19 protein-coding genes are annotated in these 18,815 nt (G+C 69.1%); 9 read left to right on the forward strand and 10 right to left on the reverse strand.

Going from position 1 to position 18,815, the window contains the following annotated elements:
* Positions 1 to 7: 7 nt before the first annotated feature.
* Both rsmG and mnmG read right to left on the reverse strand, forming a co-directional pair.
* Complete coding sequence (rsmG, locus tag KXR53_RS06680; protein ID WP_437374318.1) at positions 8 to 607, reverse strand: 16S rRNA (guanine(527)-N(7))-methyltransferase RsmG; 600 nt, start codon at positions 605 to 607, stop codon at positions 8 to 10.
* A gap of 150 nt (positions 608 to 757) precedes the next feature.
* Positions 758 to 2,629, reverse strand: a complete 1,872-nt coding sequence (mnmG, locus tag KXR53_RS06685; protein WP_437374319.1) for a tRNA uridine-5-carboxymethylaminomethyl(34) synthesis enzyme MnmG — start codon at positions 2,627 to 2,629, stop codon at positions 758 to 760.
* 62 nt (positions 2,630 to 2,691) lie between these two features.
* Here mnmG and KXR53_RS06690 point away from each other — a divergent pair, with 62 nt between their 5' ends.
* The 3 genes from KXR53_RS06690 (at position 2,692) to KXR53_RS06700 (ending at position 4,211) form a co-directional block, all read left to right on the forward strand.
* A complete protein-coding gene (locus tag KXR53_RS06690; RefSeq protein ID WP_437374320.1) occupies positions 2,692 to 3,168 on the forward strand; it encodes a hypothetical protein in 477 nt (158 codons plus the stop codon).
* Positions 3,169 to 3,240: 72 nt separating this feature from the next.
* Entirely contained in the window at positions 3,241 to 3,777 is a 537-nt protein-coding gene (locus tag KXR53_RS06695) for a SecDF P1 head subdomain-containing protein (protein WP_437374321.1), read from the forward strand.
* Positions 3,778 to 3,998: 221 nt separating this feature from the next.
* Positions 3,999 to 4,211, forward strand: coding sequence for a GIY-YIG nuclease family protein (locus KXR53_RS06700; protein ID WP_437374378.1), 213 nt, complete (start codon positions 3,999 to 4,001; stop codon positions 4,209 to 4,211).
* A gap of 222 nt (positions 4,212 to 4,433) precedes the next feature.
* On the opposite strand, the gene mnmE is transcribed toward KXR53_RS06700, so the two are convergent.
* Together mnmE and KXR53_RS06710 are read right to left on the reverse strand one after the other, a co-directional pair.
* Positions 4,434 to 5,753 (reverse strand): tRNA uridine-5-carboxymethylaminomethyl(34) synthesis GTPase MnmE, encoded by a 1,320-nt coding sequence (gene mnmE, locus KXR53_RS06705; RefSeq protein ID WP_437374322.1) that lies wholly within the window; start codon positions 5,751 to 5,753, stop codon positions 4,434 to 4,436.
* A 64-nt stretch (positions 5,754 to 5,817) separates the two neighbouring features.
* Positions 5,818 to 6,063, reverse strand: coding sequence for a DUF6489 family protein (locus tag KXR53_RS06710; protein ID WP_437374323.1), 246 nt, complete (start codon positions 6,061 to 6,063; stop codon positions 5,818 to 5,820).
* 100 nt (positions 6,064 to 6,163) lie between these two features.
* On the opposite strand from KXR53_RS06710, the gene KXR53_RS06715 reads away from it, so the two are divergent.
* The 4 genes from KXR53_RS06715 (at position 6,164) to KXR53_RS06730 (ending at position 10,505) form a co-directional block, all read left to right on the forward strand.
* Complete coding sequence (locus tag KXR53_RS06715) at positions 6,164 to 8,191, forward strand: thioredoxin domain-containing protein (RefSeq protein ID WP_437374324.1); 2,028 nt, start codon at positions 6,164 to 6,166, stop codon at positions 8,189 to 8,191.
* Positions 8,188 to 8,697 carry a methylated-DNA--[protein]-cysteine S-methyltransferase gene (locus KXR53_RS06720; protein ID WP_437374325.1) on the forward strand — a complete coding sequence of 170 codons (510 nt, stop codon included), beginning with the start codon at positions 8,188 to 8,190 and terminating at the stop codon, positions 8,695 to 8,697. The genes KXR53_RS06715 and KXR53_RS06720 overlap by 4 nt, the downstream gene beginning before the upstream one ends.
* Positions 8,698 to 8,823: 126 nt before the next feature.
* Complete coding sequence (locus tag KXR53_RS06725) at positions 8,824 to 9,519, forward strand: dienelactone hydrolase family protein (protein WP_437374326.1); 696 nt, start codon at positions 8,824 to 8,826, stop codon at positions 9,517 to 9,519.
* A gap of 11 nt (positions 9,520 to 9,530) precedes the next feature.
* Entirely contained in the window at positions 9,531 to 10,505 is a 975-nt protein-coding gene (locus KXR53_RS06730) for a quinone oxidoreductase family protein (protein ID WP_437374327.1), read from the forward strand.
* Positions 10,506 to 10,635: 130 nt separating this feature from the next.
* Here KXR53_RS06730 and KXR53_RS06735 read toward each other — a convergent pair whose 3' ends face one another.
* Positions 10,636 to 11,250: a TetR/AcrR family transcriptional regulator gene (locus KXR53_RS06735; RefSeq protein ID WP_437374328.1), complete on the reverse strand. Its 615-nt coding sequence runs from the start codon at positions 11,248 to 11,250 to the stop codon at positions 10,636 to 10,638.
* Positions 11,251 to 11,400: 150 nt separating this feature from the next.
* Between KXR53_RS06735 and KXR53_RS06740 the strand changes: the two genes are divergently transcribed.
* Together KXR53_RS06740 and KXR53_RS06745 are read left to right on the forward strand one after the other, a co-directional pair.
* Positions 11,401 to 12,468, forward strand: coding sequence for an HlyD family secretion protein (locus KXR53_RS06740; protein ID WP_437374329.1), 1,068 nt, complete (start codon positions 11,401 to 11,403; stop codon positions 12,466 to 12,468).
* Positions 12,465 to 14,066, forward strand: coding sequence for a DHA2 family efflux MFS transporter permease subunit (locus tag KXR53_RS06745; protein ID WP_437374330.1), 1,602 nt, complete (start codon positions 12,465 to 12,467; stop codon positions 14,064 to 14,066). The genes KXR53_RS06740 and KXR53_RS06745 overlap by 4 nt, the downstream gene beginning before the upstream one ends.
* 22 nt (positions 14,067 to 14,088) lie before the next feature.
* Here KXR53_RS06745 and KXR53_RS06750 read toward each other — a convergent pair whose 3' ends face one another.
* The 5 genes from KXR53_RS06750 to hemE form a co-directional block, all read right to left on the reverse strand.
* Positions 14,089 to 14,460: a hypothetical protein gene (locus KXR53_RS06750; RefSeq protein ID WP_437374331.1), complete on the reverse strand. Its 372-nt coding sequence runs from the start codon at positions 14,458 to 14,460 to the stop codon at positions 14,089 to 14,091.
* Positions 14,461 to 14,603: 143 nt separating this feature from the next.
* Entirely contained in the window at positions 14,604 to 15,860 is a 1,257-nt protein-coding gene (gene rho / locus KXR53_RS06755) for a transcription termination factor Rho (protein WP_437374332.1), read from the reverse strand.
* Positions 15,861 to 16,069: 209 nt separating this feature from the next.
* On the reverse strand, positions 16,070 to 16,507 hold the full coding sequence (hemJ, locus tag KXR53_RS06760) for a protoporphyrinogen oxidase HemJ (protein WP_437374333.1): 438 nt from the start codon (positions 16,505 to 16,507) through the stop codon (positions 16,070 to 16,072).
* A 14-nt stretch (positions 16,508 to 16,521) separates the two neighbouring features.
* Positions 16,522 to 17,559 (reverse strand): ferrochelatase, encoded by a 1,038-nt coding sequence (gene hemH / locus KXR53_RS06765; RefSeq protein ID WP_437374334.1) that lies wholly within the window; start codon positions 17,557 to 17,559, stop codon positions 16,522 to 16,524.
* Entirely contained in the window at positions 17,556 to 18,629 is a 1,074-nt protein-coding gene (hemE, locus tag KXR53_RS06770) for a uroporphyrinogen decarboxylase (protein ID WP_437374335.1), read from the reverse strand. Before hemE ends, hemH begins: the two co-directional genes overlap by 4 nt.
* Positions 18,630 to 18,815 lie beyond the last annotated feature (186 nt).

The following is an 18,815-nucleotide window of genomic DNA, read 5'->3' on the forward strand; positions in this document are numbered from 1 at the left end:
GGCGTCGTCAGCCACGGGCGAACCCCTCGATGCGGATGAGCACGGCGTCGGGATCGGTCCGGCTCGGATGGAGGTCGATGGTCATCTTCGGTGAAGGCGGCAGGGCGGTCAATTCGGCCTCGGCGGCCCGGCCCTTGGGGAAGATCGCAACGGTGTCCGGGCCGGCGAATCGGGCGGCATGATCGAGCAGCACGGGCAGGGCCGCGAGGGCGCGGGCGGTCACCACATCGGCGGGGAAGGGGGCGACCTCTTCGATCCGCCTCGCATGCACTGTCACCGGCGCCCGTGTTTCACGTGAAACACTGCGCAGGAACTCGGCCTTGCGCTGGTCGCTCTCGATCAGATGCGTCTCCAGCCCCGTCGCCAGCGCCAGCACCAGCCCGGGGAAGCCGGCGCCGCTGCCGAGATCGACCAACACCTTCGCCCCGGTCGGGATCAGCGGCACCAGCTGCAGCGAATCCTCGAAATGCCGCCGCCGCAGATCGGGCAGGGTCGAGGGCGCGACCAGATTGATCGCCCCCTGCCATTTCCGCAGCAACGCCTCGTAGCGGTCGAGTTTTTCCGAGAGATCCGGGGGGAGGGGAATGGATTCGGCGCCGACCGTCATGACACCCTACGACGCTGGACCGGCCGCTTTTCCCCGTCATTGCGAGGAGGCGAAGCCGACGAAGCAATCCACGTCACAGTCCGCCAGGGTCGCGATGGATTGCTTCGCTGCGCTCGCAATGACGATGAGGGCCGGGAGGGCCGGCTCCCTTCAGGCGATGGCACGCCGGTCCTCCCCCTCGCGCCGGACATGCTTGAGAAGCGCGACCAGCGCCGCCGGCGTCACGCCCGGCAGCCGCGCCGCGGCGCCGAGGGTCGGCGGCCGCGACCGCTTCAGGATCTGGCGGATCTCGGTCGACAGGCTGCCGATCGCATCGAAGTCCAGCTCCGCCGGCAGGGCCAAGCCCTCGTCGCGGCGGAAGGCCCGGATATCGGCCTCCTGCCGGTCGAGATAGCCGGCATATTTCGCCTCGATCTCGATCTGCTCCGCCACCGCGTCCGGCCACTCCGCCAGCTCCGGCCAGATCCGGGCCAGGGCGGCCAGGTCGATCTCCGGATAACGCAGCAGGTCCAGGCCGTCACGGCGGATGCCGTCCTGGTTGACCGAGAGGCCGTGCCGCCGCGCCTCGGTCGGGGTCAGCGACAGGGACCGGATCCGCTGCCGTGCCGACTCCAGCGCCGCCGATTTGCGGGCGAAGAGATCCTGCCGGTCGGCCCCGACGCAGCCGGCGGCGATGCCGCGGGCGGTCAGGCGCTGGTCGGCATTGTCGGCGCGCAGCATCAGCCGGTACTCGGCGCGCGAGGTGAACATGCGGTAGGGCTCGGGCGCGCCGCGGGTCACCAGGTCGTCGATCATGACGCCGATATAGGCCTCGGCCCGGTCGAGCAGCAGCGGCTCGTTCCCGGCCACGGCGCGGGCCGCGTTCAAGCCGGCCAGCAGGCCCTGGGCCGCCGCCTCCTCATAGCCGGTGGTGCCGTTGATCTGGCCGGCCAGGAACAGCCGCGGCACGGACCGCAGCATCAGCGACCGGTCGAGCTGCCTGGGGTCGACGAAATCATACTCGATGGCGTAGCCGGGGCGCAGGATCGTCGCCTTCTCCAGCCCCGGGATGCCGTGCACCAGGGCCTCCTGCACCTCGCGGGGCAGGGAGGTGGAGATGCCATTCGGGTAGACCGTCGGGTCGTCCAGCCCCTCCGGCTCCAGGAAGATCTGGTGCCGCTCCTTATCGGCGAAGCGCACCACCTTGTCCTCGATCGAGGGGCAGTAGCGTGGGCCGACGCTCTCGATCTGCCCGGAATACATCGGCGCCCGGTGCAGATTGGCGCGAATCAGCTCGTGGGTCGCCGGGGTGGTGTAGGTGATGAAGCAGGAGACCTGCGGCACCGTGATCCGCGCGGTGAGGTCGGAGAAGGGGACCGGCGGGTCGTCGCCCTTCTGCTCCTCCAACGCCGCCCAGTCGATGGTCCGGCCGTCGAGCCGCGGCGGCGTGCCGGTCTTCAGCCGGCCGAGGGTCAGGCCCAGCCGGTGCAGCGTCTCGGCCAGGCCGATCGACGGCGCATCGCCGACCCGGCCGGCCGGCCGCTTCTCCTCGCCGATATGGATCAGGCCGCGCAGGAAGGTGCCGGTGGTCAGCACCACCGCCCCAGCCGCGAACATGCGGCCATCGGCCAGCGTCACACCGGAGACGGCGCCGGAGGAATCGAAGGTCAGGTCCTCGACCGAGCCGGCGACGATGTCGAGATCCGACTGCTCGGCCAGCACCGCCTGCATCGCCTGGCGGTACAGCTTGCGGTCGGCCTGGGCGCGGGGGCCGCGCACCGCCGGACCCTTGCTGCGGTTGAGGATGCGGAACTGGATACCGGCGCGGTCGGTCACGCGGCCCATGATGCCGTCCAGCGCATCGATCTCGCGCACCAGATGGCCCTTGCCCAGCCCGCCGATGGCCGGGTTGCAGGACATTTCGCCGATCGTAGAGAGCCGCTGGGTGACCAGCGCCGTGCGCGCGCCAAACCGCGCCGCGGCCGCCGCCGCCTCGCATCCGGCATGGCCGCCGCCGACCACGATAACATCATACTGTTCCATGGCGGCGGACTTTACGGAGACGGCCCCGCGGGGTCAAATGCGGGGACATCAGGGGGTTTCACGTGAAACAGAAAAGCTTGCTTGCACGCCGCGCGGTGATCTGGGCGACCCTGCCTTTCGCGGCCGCGGCAGTGCTCGGCGCATGCGTGCCGAGCCGCCCGTCCAAGGAGGTGGCTTCTCCGACAGGTCTGCAGGTCCACTTGGCCGAACCGTCTCCCGGCCCCGGCCTGACACAAGCATCATCGACCGAAACCACCGTGTACCTGCAGCCGGATTCCCTGATCACCAGCGCGGACACGTCCCTGGTCCGGATTCTCCCGTCGCCGTTCGGTGACTATCGGATTGTGGTCCAACTCAAGGAAGGTGTGCCGGACCGGCTCGCCCCGATCTTGCGAGCCCATCGCGGCGGCACGCTCGCCATCATCGTCGACGGCCGGCTCGTGTCGACGCAGCCCATCGACGGCTCCCTCGGCGGCCGCCTGACCATTGCCAACAAGTTCTCGAAGGCGAAAGCCGAAGCAATCGCCAAGGCGATCTGACACGGCAGGATCAGATGCGCCTGCACTAGACCAGGGTGTTTCACGTGAAACATCGCGGGAGGATGCCATCTCGTGCTCTCCATCGTCTCCACCCTGGCCGCCACCGCCACGGCCCTGGCCACCGCGCTGTCGATCCCGATCGAGCCGCCGCCGACAGCCCGGACCGCCCCGCCGGACGTGCAGATGCGCTTCGCCGAGACCGAGCCGGGGCCCGGCCTGACCCGAATTGAGGGCAGCGGCCGGGTCCTCTACCTGCAGCCGAATGCCGTGCTGTCGACCCCTGATATCGCCTCGGCCGCGGTCCGGATTGATCCGACCTCGGCAAGCCCTGTCGTCGAGCTGACGCTAACCCTGGCCGGTCGCGACCACCTGGCCCGGGCGACCACCGATAATGTCGGCCGGATTCTGGCCGTGCTGATCGATGAGGCCTTGATCACGGCCCCGATCATCCGCGAACCCATTCTCGGCGGCCGGGTGCAGATCAGCGGCCTGATGACTGCGGCGGAAGCCACCGATCTCGCCCGCCTGCTTGCCGGCGCCGTCGGCCGATCCGATCGGTCGCTGGCCGACGCGCTGCAGGACCGGCTGTTTCGACAAACGATGCGGTGAGGCCAACATCGCCTCGCAAAATCGAGGCATCACACCCAAGGCGCAACCATGGATTGCTTCGCTACGCTCGCAACGACGAGGAGGAGCCGGGGCCGTGCTCCCCAATCGTCATTGCGAGGAGGCGAAGCCGGCGAAGCAATCCACGCAAGCGTCGATGTGCCATAGCATGCTATGCAATTATCGGAATCGGCGGTCTTCCAATGCAGCCTGCCGTCTACATCATGGCGAACCGCCGCAACGGCACGCTCTACACGGGTGTCACGTCGGACCTGCTCCGGCGGGTTCATCAGCATCGCGAGGGCGCGGTCGCGGGTTTCTCGTCTCGATATGGCTGCAAGATCCTGGTCTGGTACGAGACCCTGCCGTCGATGATGAGGCGATCGCGCGAGAGAAGCAGATCAAGGGCGGGTCGCGGGAGAAGAAGATCGCGCTGATCCAGGCGCTGAACCCCGAGTGGCGCGACCTCTATCCGGACCTGATCTGACCCTTTTTAGAGGTAAGATTGCTATGGATTGCTTCGCTTCGCTCGCAATGACGTTGAGAGGGGACGACCGGCACTCTCCACCGTCATTGCGAGAAGGCGCAGCCGACGAAGCAATCCATCACGCCGACGGACGCAGCCCGAATCGCCCCGCCGATGTTCCACGTGAAACATCTCACTTCCCGATACAGAAGCTGCCGAACAGCACGTCGAGCATGTCCTCGACATCGACCCGGCCGGTGATGCGGCCGAGGGCGCGCAGAGCCAGGCGCAGATCCTCCGCCGCCAGCTCGGGCAGCGGTGCCGTCGGCACCCGGGCCAGGGCGTCGCGCGCATCCTCCAGGGCCGCGCGGTGGCGGGCCCGGGTGAGGGCAGGAGAGCCGTCGCCGGTCAGCCGCCGCTCCACCGCCTCGGCCACGGCGTCGAGCAGCCGGTCGACTCCGGCACCGGTGCGCACGGAGATGGCGATCTCATCCGCCGCCCGTGGCGCCTGCGGCGCCAGATCGATCTTGTTGACCACACGGATCGTGTCGGGCCCCGGGCCCAAGGCCGGATCAGCAGACACAGGTTCCGCCGCGTCTCGGATGACCAGGCGCAGATCGGCCTCGGCGGCGCGGTGGTGGGAGCGGCGGATGCCCTCGATCTCGATCTCGTCGATGGTCTCGCGCAGCCCCGCCGTGTCGGCCAGCACCACCGGGTAGCCGCGCAGATCGAGCGCAACCTCGACCACGTCGCGGGTGGTGCCCGGCCGGTCGGAGACAATGGCGACGTCGCGCCGGGCCAGCGCGTTCAGCAGGCTGGACTTGCCGGCGTTGACCGGGCCGAGGATGGCGATGTGCACCCCCTCGCGCAGCCGCTCGCCGCGGCCGGCATCGTCGAGATGGGCGGCGATCGCCGCCGACACCTCGGCCACGATCCGCTCCGCCTCCGCCGCCAGATCGGGCGGCAGCCCCTCGTCGGGAAAATCGAGCGCCGCCTCGGTCATGGCCAGCGCCCGCATCAGCGACGCGCGCCAGCTTTCATAGAGCTCGCCGAGAGCGCCGCCGAGCTGGCGCAGCGCCTGCAGCCGCTGGGCCCGGGTCTCGGCGTCGACCAGGTCGGCCACCGCCTCGGCCTCGGTGAGGTCTAGCTTGCCGGCCAGGAAAGCGCGCTTGGTGAACTCCCCCGGCTCGGCCGGGCGCAGCCCCGGCAGCCGGGCCAACGCCTCGACCACGCCGCGGGTCACCGCCCGCCCGCCATGGAGATGCAGCTCGACGACGTCCTCGCCGGTGTAGCTGGCGGGGCCGGGGAACCAGAGCACGAGGCCGCGGTCGAGCGGTGTGCCGTCGGCCGGGTCGCGCAGCTCCGCCAGCGTCGCCAGGCGAGGGGCGGGGAGGGGGCGTTCGGTCAGCACCCGCAGCGCCGGCCCGGCGTCGGGACCGGAGATCCGCAGCACCGCCACACCGCCGCGCCCGGCGGGGGTCGCCGGGGCGAAGATGGTGTCACGGCGAGTCATGAAGCGAGACCGGTGCCGGCCGTTGTTTCACGTGAAACACGCCTGTCCGTTCGCATCCGCACGCTCAGGACTTGCCTCCCTTGCCGCCGGTCATGCTCTGCCAGAAGGCGCGCTGCAGCGTCTCGAAGCCTTCGAGGCTCGCGGGCAGCCAGGTCTTGAACAGCGCCTCCGGCTCCATCGCCGCCAGGTTGGCGCGCATCCGCCCCTCCAGATCCTTCAGCAGCGCCTGCTGCATCGGGCCGACATCCGGCAGGCCGAAGAAGGCGCGCGCCTCCTCCGGCGTGCAGTCGATATCGATCGAGACCTTCATCGGGATCCTCCTGGGGAGTTGGCGGCGTTATCGTGGCAGGGGAGTATAGCCGCTGGCCGCAGATCCACCACAGGCCGGCCCCACAGACCGGGATTTCGAGATGCCGAACCGCCTCGCCCCCAATCGCCTCGCCGGGGAGACCAGCCCCTATCTGCTGCAGCACGCCGACAATCCGGTGGACTGGCAGCCCTGGGGCCCGGAGGCCTTCGCCCGCGCCCGCGCCGAGAACAAGCCGGTGCTGCTGTCGGTCGGCTACGCCGCCTGCCACTGGTGCCATGTGATGGCGCATGAGAGCTTCGAGGACCCGGCCACGGCCGCGGTGATGAACGATCTGTTCGTGTCGATCAAGGTCGACCGCGAGGAGCGGCCGGATGTCGATACCATCTACCAGACGGCGCTGGCGATGCTCGGCCAGCAGGGCGGCTGGCCGCTGACCATGTTCCTGACGCCGGAGGGCAAGCCTTTCTGGGGCGGCACCTATTTCCCGCCGACCAGCCGCTGGGGCCGGCCCGGCTTCACCGACGTGCTGCGCGCCCTGGCCGCCGCCTATGCCAATGAGCCGGAGAAGGTGACCGGCAACGTCGCCGCCCTGACCGAGGCCCTGGCCAAGCATTCGGAGAACACTCCCGGCGCGGGGCTCGACCGCGACGTGCTCGACCAGGTGGCGGAGCGGCTGGCCGGGCAGTTCGACCCACTTTGGGGCGGGATGCGCGGCGCCCCGAAATTCCCGCAGCCGAGCATCCTCGAGCTGCTGTGGCGCGGCTGGTGTCGGTCGCGCCGCCCGGAGTGGCGCGACGCCGTGCTGCGCACCCTGACGGCGATGAGCCAGGGCGGCCTCTACGACCATCTCGGCGGCGGCTTCGCCCGCTACTCCACCGACGAGGAGTGGCTGGCGCCGCATTTCGAGAAGATGCTGTATGACAATGCCCAGCTGATCGACCTCCTGACCCTGGCCTGGCAGGAGACGCGTGATCCTCTGTACGCTGCCCGGGTCGCGGAGACGGTGACCTGGGTCGAGCGCGAGATGATCGCGGAGGGCGGCGCCTTCGCCGCGACGCTGGATGCTGACAGCGAGGGCGAGGAGGGCCGGTTCTACGTCTGGACCGAGGCCGAGATCGACGCCGCGCTGGGTGAACGTGCGGCCGCGTTCAAGCAGGCGTACGACGTCACGCCGGACGGCAACTGGGAGGGCAAGACCATCCTCAACCGCCGCCGCGATCCGGCGCTGCGCGACGCCGAAACCGAGGCGGCGCTGGCGGCGGACCGGGCCGTACTCCTCGAGCACCGGGGTGTACGCGTACGGCCGGGCTGGGACGACAAGGTGCTGGCCGACTGGAACGGGCTGATGGCCGCCGCCCTGGCCCGCGCCGCCCTGGCCTTCGACCGGCCGGAATGGCTCGCGCTGGCCGAGACCGCCTTCGCCGCCGTGGTCCGGCAGCTCGGGCAGGGCGACCGCCTGGCGCATGCCTGGCGCCGCGGCAAGGCGACCGCGCCCGGGCTGCTCGAGGACTATGCCGACATGGCGGCGGCGGCGCTGGCCCTGCATGAGGCGACCGAGACGGCGGCCTATCTCGACCATGCGAAGCGCTGGACCGCGGTGCTCGACACCCATTTCTGGGATGCCGGCCGCGGCGGCTATTTCCTGACGGCCGATGACGGCGAGACGCTGATCGTCCGCACCAAGAGCGCGTACGACGCCGCGGTGCCGGCCGGCAACGGCACCATGCTCGGGGTGCTGACGCAGCTGCACCACCTGACCGGCGACCAGCTGTACGCCTTGCGCGCCGATTCCCTGATCGCCGCCTTCACCGGCGAGCTGCAGCGGAACTTCATCCCGCTCGCCACCTGGCTGAACCGGGCCGAGGACCGGATGGAGCCGTTGCAGATCGTGGTCATCGGCCCGAAGGACGATCCCGCCACCCGGGCGCTGCTGCGGGCGGTCCATGGCCGATCGCTGCCCGGCCGGATGCTGCTGCGGCTCGACCCCGGCACGGCCCTGCCGGAAGGCCACCCGGCCGCCGGCAAGGCGATGCTGGACGGGCGGCCGACCGCCTATCTCTGCCGCGGGCCGGTGTGCCAGGCCCCCGTCACCGAACCGGACGCCCTCCTCGACCTGATCGGACCATGACGCGCATTGCCCGAAGCCTCGCTCCCGCGGACCGTGTCACCGCGACGATCGCCACCCCGGTCGGGCCGGTGCGGATCACCGTGGCCGGCGGCGTGGTCGCCGCCGTCGACCATGTCCAGGACCCGCCGGACGAAACCCTGCCGCGAGACAAGCTGCTGCGCGAGGCGATCCGGCAGATCGAGGCGTATTTCGCCGGCCAGCGGCGCCGCTTCGACCTGCCGATGGCGCCGGCCGCCAGCCCGTTCCAGGCCCGGGTGCGGCAGGCGATCATCGACATCCCCTATAGCGAGGCCGCGTCCTATGGCGGCCTGGCGCATATCCTGAACAGCGGCCCGCGCGCCGTCGGCCAGGCTTGCGGCCGCAACGACCTGGTGCTGCTGGTGCCCTGCCATCGCGTCATCGGCGCCGGCGGCGCCCTCGGCGGCTACGGCAGCGCCTCCGGCCTGGAACGCAAGCGCCGGCTGCTGGAGTTCGAGGGATATCCAGGAAAATTCCCGTCGAATTGAATCGATCCAACGGCGGCGCTGCGGGGCTGTTCGGCCGCCGTGACAAGCCCGCCGGCCTGCGGTTATCGTCCACCCCGTTTGCTCCGATTGCTTCGTCCACCGCAACGCTCGAGGGAGAGCGCATCCATGGCGACAGTCACCATCACCGCTGCCGATGGCGGCCGCTTCAACGCGTATCTCGCGCGGCCGGCCTCGGGCTCCGGGCCAGGCATCCTGGTGATCCAGGAGATCTTCGGCGTCAATGCGGTGATGCGGCAGATCTGCGACGACCTGGCCGCGCAGGGCTATGTCGCCCTGTGCCCCGACCTGTTCTGGCGGCAGGAGCCCGGCGTCGATATCACCGACAAGTCGAAGGCAGAGTGGGACAAGGCCTTCGCCCTGTTCAACGGCTTCAACGAGACCGCGGGTGTCGAGGACCTGATCGCCTCGCTGGCCACGCTGCGCGACCTGCCGGAATGCACCGGCCGCGCCGGCGCGCTTGGCTACTGCCTGGGCGGCCGCCTGGCCTTCCTGATGGCCACCCGCTCGGACGCCGACTGTGCCGTCAGCTATTACGGCGTCGGCATCGACAAGCTCCTGGGCGAGGCCAGCGCCATCACCCGGCCGCTGATGCTGCACATCGCCGAGAAGGACCGTTTCGTGCCGCCCGAGGCGCAGGCCGAGATCCGCGCACGCATGGCCTCGCTGCCGACGGTCACGGTGCATGCCTATCCCGGCCTCGATCACGCCTTCGCCCGCGTCGGCGGCGAGCATTACGACGCGGCCGGCGCCAAGCTGGCGAACGACCGCACCGCCGCCTTCCTGAAGACCCACCTCGGCTGAGGGAGACAACCATGGTCCACGCCATCCGCATCCATGAGAACGGCGGCCCCGAGGTGCTGCGCTGGGAGCCGGTCGAGGTGCCCGCGCCCGGCGAGGGTGAGATCCGCGTCCGCCACACCGCGATCGGCCTGAACTACATCGACACCTATCACCGCGCCGGCCTGTACAAGCTGACCCTGCCGGTCGCCCTCGGGCAGGAGGCGGCGGGCGAGGTCGTCGCCGTCGGGCCCGGCGTCGAGGACCTCAAGCCGGGCGACCGGATCGCCTATGGCAACGGCCCGATCGGCGCCTATTCCGAGGAACGGGTGATTCCGGTCGAGAAGGTGGTGAAGATCCCGGACGGCGTCACCGACCGCACCGCGGCCGCGATCATGCTGAAGGGGCTGACCGCCTGGTATCTCCTGCGCCGCACCTTCCCGGTGCAGCCGGGCCAGACCATCCTGTTCCACGCCGCCGCCGGCGGCGTCGGCCAGATCGCCTGCCAGTGGGCCAAGCATCTCGGCGCCACCGTGATCGGCACCGCCGGCGGGCCGGAGAAGGTGGCGATCGCCCGGGCGGCCGGCTGCGACCATGTGATCGACTACACGACCGAGGACTTCGTCTCCCGCGTGCGCGCCATCACCGGCGGCAAGGGCGTGCCGGTGGTCTATGACGGCGTCGGCAAGACCACCTTCGAGGGGTCGCTCGACTGCCTGTCGCCGCGCGGCATGATGGTGACCTTCGGCAACGCCTCCGGCCCGGTGGCGCCGATCAGCCCGCTGGTGCTGTCGCAGAAGGGGTCGCTGTACCTGACCCGACCGACGCTCGGCACCTATATCGCGACCCGGGCGGAGCACGAGGCCGCGGCGGCGGAGCTGTTCGATGTGGTCGCCCGCGGCGCGGTGAAGATCGCGATCAACCAGACCTATCCGCTGCGCGAGGCCGCCCAGGCCCATCGCGACCTCGAGGCGCGGAAGACCACGGGATCGACGGTGCTGCTGCCGTAGAGTTCGCTTCGGAGAGAGACCCTTACTGCGTCATGGCGAGGCGCGCAGCGCCGTGGCCATCCAGAGGCCGGTGCCGCCTGGATGGCCACGCCCCTTCGGGGCTCGCCATGACGATGAGGGGCTTGGCGCCCTACGACGCCGGAACCGCGTAGGCGCGCAGGAAGGCGTCGACGCCACTCTTCAGGCCGCGCTCGATCCGCTCCTCGCTCGGGATCTCGATGCCGAGCTCGAGCCGCATCTTCATGTGGCCAAGGATCATGGCGCCGAACTGCTCGGCCGCCAGCTCCGGATCCGGCACCGCCAGCACGCCGCGCTCGGTGGCGGCGGCGAAGAACTTCGCCAGATGGGCCTTGCCCTGGCCCGGGCCGGCCTCGTACATCGCCCGACCCAGCTCCGGGAACCGCACCGCCTCCGCCATCACGTTGCGGTACACCTTGACCACGTCGGGGTGCAGGATGAAGCGCAGCAGCGTGCCGCCGGCCTCCATCAGCGCCGAACGCAGGTCGTCCGGCGGCGGCGACATCGCGGCCAGCCGTTCGAACGCCCGGCACGCATTGCCGACGATCGCGGAGAACAACTCCTCCTTGCTGGCGAAATGGGCGTAGAGCGTGGCCTTGGACACGCCGGCCTCGCGCGCGATCGAATCCATGCTGGCCGCCCCATAGCCCTGCTCGAGAAACACGGCATAGGCCGCCTTCAGGATCTGGTCCGGCTTCCGGCTGGCCGCGGCTGGCGGCGGAAGCATGTCGGTGAAAGGGCAGGTCATCGGCACGCAGGATAGGGAAAGTTTGAACTAAACTGAACCGTTCAGTTTGATCTTGACAACAGATAGGGCAAATCGCACTTTCCCGCAACAAGACTGAACGGTTTAGTTTAGCCCGCGGTTCTCCCTCCCATGCGCAAGCCCCTCATCGCCGTCGTCACCGTGGCCGCCATCGCCGCCGCGGGCTATTTCGGCTATCGCTGGTGGACCGTCGACCGGTTCATCGAGAGCACCGACACCACCACGCTGAGCCCGCAGGTCGAAGGATCGGTGGTCGAGGTGCTGGTCACCGACAACCAGATGGTCAGGGCCGGCGACCCGCTGGTCCGCATCGATGACCGCGACTACCGCGCGCAACTGGCGCAGGCGAAGGCGGAGCTGTCGGCGCAGCAGGCGGCGCTGGCCTCGATCGAGCAGCAGCTGGCACTGCAGGATTCGATGATCGCCCAGGCCGAGGCCAGCGTCGACCAGGCGACCGCGACCCTGGCCCAGACCGGCAACGACCTGGAGCGGGCGCGCCGGCTGTGGGAGACCCGCAACGGCAGCCAGCAGGCCTTCGAGACCGCCGATACCGAGCACAAGCGCGCCGCCGCGGCCCTCGCCAGCGCCCAGGCGGCGCTGACCAACCAGCAGGGCCAGACCACGATCCTGCAGGCCTCGCGCAAGCAGGCCCAAGCCCAGATCGAGCGGCTGAGCGCCGCGGTCGACCTGGCCCAGATCAGCCTCGACCGCACCGTGATCCACGCCCCGGTCGACGGCGTCGTCGGCAACAAGGGGGTCGAAGTCGGGCAGTATGTCCGGCCTGGCACGCAGCTGCTGTCGGTCGTGCCGCTGCCCAGCGTCTATGTCGTCGCCAATTTCAAGGAGACCCAGCTGTCTGAGATGCGGGTCGGCCAGACGGTGACGATGTCGGTCGACGCCTTCCCCGGCAAAACCCTGACCGGCAAGGTCGAAAGCTTCGCCCCGGCCAGCGGCGCCGAGTTCAGCCTGCTGCCGCCGGAGAATGCGACCGGCAACTTCACCAAGATCGTGCAGCGCGTGCCGGTGCGCATCGCGGTGCCGGCCGACAACCAGCTCAGCGGCCTGCTGCGCCCCGGCCTGTCGGTCGGCGTTTCGGTCGACACGCGCGAGGAGGGCACAGGTCCGCTCCTGGCCAGCGGCATCTTCGGCGCCGCCATGGCGGCCGAGTTCCGGCGGTGACCGCGGACGCGACGACTGCCGACGTTCTTCCGGCCCCGGCGCCGGCCGCGCCGAAGCGCGCCGGCATCTCGACGCGGGAGACGATCGGCTTCTTCACCATGGTCGTCGGCATGTTCATGGCGATCCTGGACATCCAGATCGTCTCCAGCTCGATCAGCGAGATCCAGGCCGGGCTGGCGGCCAGCCCGGACGAGATCAGCTGGGTCCAGACCTCCTATCTGATCGCCGAGGTGGTGATGATCCCGCTGTCGGGATTCCTCTCCCGCCTGCTGTCGACCCGGATCCTCTACGTCATCTCGGCGGCCAGCTTCACCCTCTCCAGCCTGGCCTGCGCGCTGGCCTGGAACATCGAATCCATGATCGTGTTCCGGGCGCTGCAGGGCTTCCTCGGCGGGGCGATGATCCCGACTGTCTTCGCCGCCTCCTTCATCCTGTTCCCGCCTGAGCGCCGGGCCGGCATCTCGGTGCTGATCGGCCTGGTGGCGACCATGGCCCCGACCATCGGGCCGACCCTCGGTGGCTATCTGACCCAGGCCTTCTCCTGGCACTGGCTGTTCCTGATCAACGTCGTGCCGGGCGTGCTGGTGACCGCCGGGGTGTGGTTCCTGGTCAATTTCGACAAGCCGAATCTCGAGCTGCTCAAGGGCTTCGATTTCGCCGGGCTGGGATTGATGGCGCTGTTCCTCGGCAGTCTCGAATACGTGTTCGAGGAAGGGCCGCGATGGGACTGGTTCGAGGATCAGTCGATCTTCACCTTCGCCGTGATCGGGACACTGGCCGGGATCGGCTTCTTCGTCCGGGTGCTGCGCGCGAGGAACCCGATCGTCGACCTGCGCGCCTTCGCCGACCGCAACTTCTCGCTCGGCTGCCTGTACAGCCTGATCATCGGCGTCGGGCTCTACGGCGCCGTCTACATCGTGCCCCTGTTCCTGGCGCGGGTGCGCGGCCTGAACAGCCTGCAGATCGGCGAGATCATGTTCGTCACCGGCGTGTTCCAATTCCTCTCGGCGCCGCTGGCCGGCGCGCTGTCGAAGAAGCTGGACCTGCGGGTGATGCTGGCCATGGGCCTCGTTGCCTTCGGCACCGGGGTCTACATGATGACCTGGATCACCGCCGACTGGAGCTTCTGGGAGCTGTTCTGGCCGCAGGCGGTCCGCGGCGTGTCGCTGATGCTCCTGTTCCTGCCGATCAACACACTCGCGCTCGGCACCCTGCCGCCCGACAAGATCAAGAACGCCTCGGGCCTCTACAACCTGATGCGCAATCTCGGCGGCGCCTTCGGCCTCGCCGGCATCAACACGGTGATGATCGAACGGTCGGCACTGCACGGCTCGCGCATCGCCGACCACGTCACCATGACCAACCCGCAGGTGCAGGCGACGGTCGACAATTTCAGCCAGATGTTCACCGCAGCCGGCCTCGGCAACCCGGACCTCGCGGCGGTGAAGATGCTGGACAACATGGTGCTGAAGCAGGCGCAGGTGCTGACCTTCGCCGACTGCTTCCTGCTGATGGCGCTGCTGTTCTATGCCGGGCTGCTGCTGATGCCGCTCTTGCGCGCGCCGAAGCAGGCCGGGCCTGGCGGCGGCGGGCACTGACGGGCGTCAGGCGGACGTCACGTCAGATCGGCGGCAAGGTCGCGCCGTCCCGCGCATAGACCTGCGCGATCCGGCAGTTGCCCCGGTCGTACTGCACCACGATCGCGCCGGGCTGGCCCGGCTGCCGGATCCAGGCCTGGCGCTGGCTCAGGTTGTAATCGTCCGGTCTGCGGGGCGGCACCGGCGTCAGCTCGATGCGGGAGATGCCCTCGGCCGTCAAGTGATAGGCCGCCAGGACCCCGGCGACGCGGCCGGAGCAGTCGTCGTCCTCATTCCCCATCAGGCCGCGGACCTTCTCGGCCAGCGCCGGATCGGGCGTCGCCGAGGGCGGGACCAGACCGGCGCAGCCCGACAGCGCCACGACGAGGGCGATGCTGGAACGAAGTTTGGCCATGCCGATCCCCCACAGGCTGATTTCGCCAGCGAAATGGTATTGCCCGCGCGCCCAGTCAACCGGTGCGAACCGCAGCGCTGCCCTGAAACGACGAAGGCCGCCGATCCTGCGACCGGCGGCCCTCTTCGTCGGAATCGAGACCGTTACTGATTCATGCTCTCGAAGAAGTCGGCGTTCGACTTGGTGTGCTTGAGCTTCTCCATCAGGAACTCCATCGCATCCGTCGGGCCCATCGGCATCAGGATGCGGCGCAGCACCCACATCTTCGACATCGTGCCCTTGTCGACCAGCAGCTCCTCCTTGCGGGTGCCGGACTTGCCGATGTCGATCGACGGGAATGTGCGGCGGTCGGACAGCTTGCGGTCCAGGATGATCTCGGAGTTGCCGGTGCCCTTGAACTCTTCGAAGATCACCTCGTCCATCCGGCTGCCGGTGTCGATCAGCGCGGTGGCGATGATGGTCAGGCTGCCGCCCTCCTCGATGTTGCGGGCGGCACCGAAGAAGCGCTTCGGCCGCTGCAGCGCGTTGGCGTCGACACCGCCGGTCAGCACCTTGCCCGAGGACGGCACCACCGTGTTGTAGGCGCGCGCCAGGCGGGTGATCGAGTCGAGCAGGATGACGACATCCTTCTTGTGCTCGACCAGGCGCTTGGCCTTCTCGATCACCATCTCGGCCACCTGGACGTGGCGCGAGGCCGGCTCGTCGAAGGTCGAGGAGATGACCTCGCCCTTCACCGACCGGTCCATGTCGGTCACTTCCTCCGGCCGCTCATCGATCAGCAGCACGATCAGGAAGGCTTCCGGGTGGTTCTCGGCGATCGAGTTGGCGATGTTCTGCAGCATCACCGTCTTGCCGGTGCGCGGCGGCGCCACGATCAGGGCACGCTGGCCCTTGCCGAGGGGCGAGACCAGATCGATGATCCGGCCGGTCATGTTCTTCTTGGTCGGGTCGATCAGCTCCATCCGCAGCGCTTCATCGGGATAGAGCGGGGTCAGGTTGTCGAAGGTGACCCGGTGCCGGACCGCCTCCGGCTCCTCGAAGTTGATCTTGTTGACCTTGGTCAGGGCGAAGTAGCGCTCATTTTCCTTCGGCGCGCGGATCTCGCCCTCGATGGTGTCGCCGGTGCGCACGCCGAAGCGGCGGATCTGCTGCGGCGACACATAGATGTCGTCCGGTCCCGGCAGGTAATTCGATTCCGGGGATCGCAGAAATCCGAAGCCGTCGGGCAGGACTTCCAGCACACCCGATCCAAAAATGGCAACGTCGTTCTCGGCGAGCTGCTTGAGGATTGCGAACATCATGTCCTGCTTGCGCAGCATGCTCGCGTTTTCGACCTCGAGCTCTTCGGCATAGGCGAGAAGCTCGCTGGGAGACTTCTCTTTCAGTTCTTGCAGATGCATGGGGACCCTGATGGGCGTGGACAGATCACCGGCGGCGCGGCGTCTTTGGATTGGTCTCTCGCTGGAAGCTCGGTCCACGGCACGAAGGGCTCGACCGCGCCGGCGCTTCGAATGACCGCCGGAAGACCGCTGAGAACACGAGATGGTTATCGAATGACTTGCCGCAAGTCAATCGCCGAGCCGCGGCGGAGCGCCGGGAGCCGCGCCGCTCAGAACGGCCGCACGATCACCATGATCAGGATGATCAGCAGCAGCAGCGCCGGCACTTCGTTGACGATGCGGTAGAAACGCTCGCTGTGCGGGTTGCGGCCCTCGGCGAAACCGCGGCGCCACCGGATGCACATGTGGTGCAGCACGGTCAGGATGACAACCCCCGTCAGCTTCACATGCAGCCAGCCCTCGGCGAAAAACGCCCAATCGGTCAGCCACAGCATGGCGATGCCGAACACCCAGGTCAGAACCGCCGCGGGCAGCATGATGCCGCGCATCAGCCGCCGCTCCATCACCGAGAAGCGCTCGTATTCCGGCGTCCCAGGCGTGGTCTGCGAGTGGTAGACGAACAGCCGCGGCAGGTAGAGCATCCCCGCCATCCAGGCGATGACGAAGAAGACGTGGAACGCCTTGATCCAGGGGTAGACGTCTGCCATTCGCTCCTCGTCGCTCAAGCCGCCTTGCTGGGACACCCCGAGAACGCCGCCGGGCAGATCCGGCCGCCATCCCCCGCTTCGCATGCCGTCCCGCGGCGATGGCCGGCCCGCACCAGCTCCGCCAGCCCGGCGATGAAGCCCTCGTCGGCGCCGACGGTCGGCACTCGCAGGTAGCACGGCGCGCCCGATTCGTCAGCCAGCCTGCGGTATTCGATGTCGAGCTCGACCAGCGTCTCGGAATGCTCGGAGACGAAGGCGATCGGCACCACCACGATCGGCCGCTTCGCCAGCGCCGCCTCGTGGATCACCGCCTCGGTCGACGGCTCGATCCATTTCAGCCGGCCGACCCGGCTCTGATAGGTCGAGACCCAGTCGAGGTCACGGATGCCGGAGGCCTCGGCCAGGGCCGCGGCGGTGAGCTCGCACTGCCACTGATAGGGATCGCCGGCGCGGACGATCTTCTCCGGCAGGCCGTGGGCGGAGAACAGCACCCGCGGCCGTCCGTGCCGCGCCGCTTCCTCATGCGCCGCGCGCAGCCCGGCGGCCATGGCGGCGACGAACCGGCTCTCGGTCGGATAGCAGCAGACGACGCGGGTCGGCGCGTCCAGCCGGGCGATCCTGCAGGCGTCGCGCCACACCCGCAGCGATGAGGCCGTGGTGGTGGTGGAGAATTGCGGGTAGAGCGGCAGCAGGATCACCTCGTCGGGCGCGAAGTCCTTCGCCAGCATCGCCGTCTCCTGGCTCATCGGATGCCAGTAGCGCATGGCGATGAAGACCTTGACCTCGCCGAGATCCGCCAGCTCCGCCTCGAGGGCCCGGGCCTGGGCCTCGGTGTTGGGCAGCAGCGGCGAGCCGCCGCCGAGCTCGGCATAGATGTCCTTCGCCTGGCGCGACCGCTTCTTGGCGATGGCCCAGGCCAGGATCAGCCGCACCGGGTTGGGCAGCCGGATGATCGCCGGATCGGCGAACAGGTTGAACAGGAAGGGCCGGATCGCATCCGGATTGTCGGGGCCGCCCAGGTTGAACAGGACGACGGCGATCCGCCGGCTCATCCCGCGTCTCCGCGCAGGTGGCGGACCAGGGCGGCCACGTGCTCGGGCGGCGTCTTCTGCAGCACGCCGTGGCCGAGATTGAACACGAAGGGGCCGCGGCCCAGCGCGTCGACGATCATGTCGGTGGCCCGCAGCATCGGTGCGCCGCCGGTCAGCAGGAAGACCGGATCGAGATTGCCCTGCACTGCCGCCCTGGGCTGCAGCACCCGGGCCGCCCAGCCCGGCGGCACGGTGGTGTCGAGGCCGACCGCATCCACCCCGGTGCCGGCGAGGTAGCGCTCGGTGAGCAGCCCGGCGCCGCGTGGGAAGCCGATGACCGGCACCCCCGGCGCCCCGGCCCGCACCGCCTCGACGATGCGCCGCGTGGGGGCGACGACCCAGCGTTCGAATTCCGCCTCCGGCAGCACCCCGGCCCAGCTGTCGAACAGCTGCACCGCCTCGGCCCCGGCCTCGATCTGGCGCAGCAGATAGGCGGATGTCGCCTCGACCAGCAGGTCGATCAGCCGGCCGAAGGTCTCCGGCTCGCCATAGGCCAGCCGCTTCACCGCGGCGTATTCCTTGCTGCCGCCGCCCTCGACCATGTAGGTCGCGACGGTCCAGGGCGACCCGGCGAAGCCGATCAGCGCCGTCTCCGGCGGCAGCTCCGCCGCCACCCGGCCGACCGTCTCATAGACCGGCGCCAGCACCTCCTGCAGCCGGTCGGGGGACAGGCGGCCGATTGCAGCCGCGTCGGTCACCGGCTCGAGCTTCGGGCCCTCGCCCTCGATATAGTCCAGCGCCTGGCCCAGCGCGTGCGGCACCACCAGGATGTCCGAGAACAGGATCGCGGCGTCGAACCCATAGCGGCGGATCGGCTGCAGCGTCACCTCGGCGGCCAGGGCCGGGGTGTAGCAGAGGTCGAGGAAGGTGCCTGCCCGGGCGCGGGTGGCGCGGTATTCCGGCAGGTAGCGGCCGGCCTGGCGCATCAGCCAGACCGGCGGTCGGGCCTGGGTCTCGCCGGCCAGGGCGCGCAGGAACGGCTTCGCCGGTGTCACGGATCCGTCTTCCCGGCTCTGCCCATCCTGTTTCATTAAAGGAATCCTTTGATTCTTGAGGATGTGGTGAATCGCTGTGGATAACGGGGATTGTGACTCATCCCCAGGTCATCCACAGGGTTTTGCCGGCCCGGCTGCCCCGTCCTGTGGAAAGCGGGGAAGACGCGCCCGACTCGCTACACCCTCGCCATCGCTCCTGTCCATAACGGGCGGGAGGACTCG

Origin of the sequence: Inquilinus limosus (assembly GCF_051487185.1) — a bacterium.
Lineage (GTDB): Bacteria > Pseudomonadota > Alphaproteobacteria > DSM-16000 > Inquilinaceae > Inquilinus > Inquilinus limosus_F.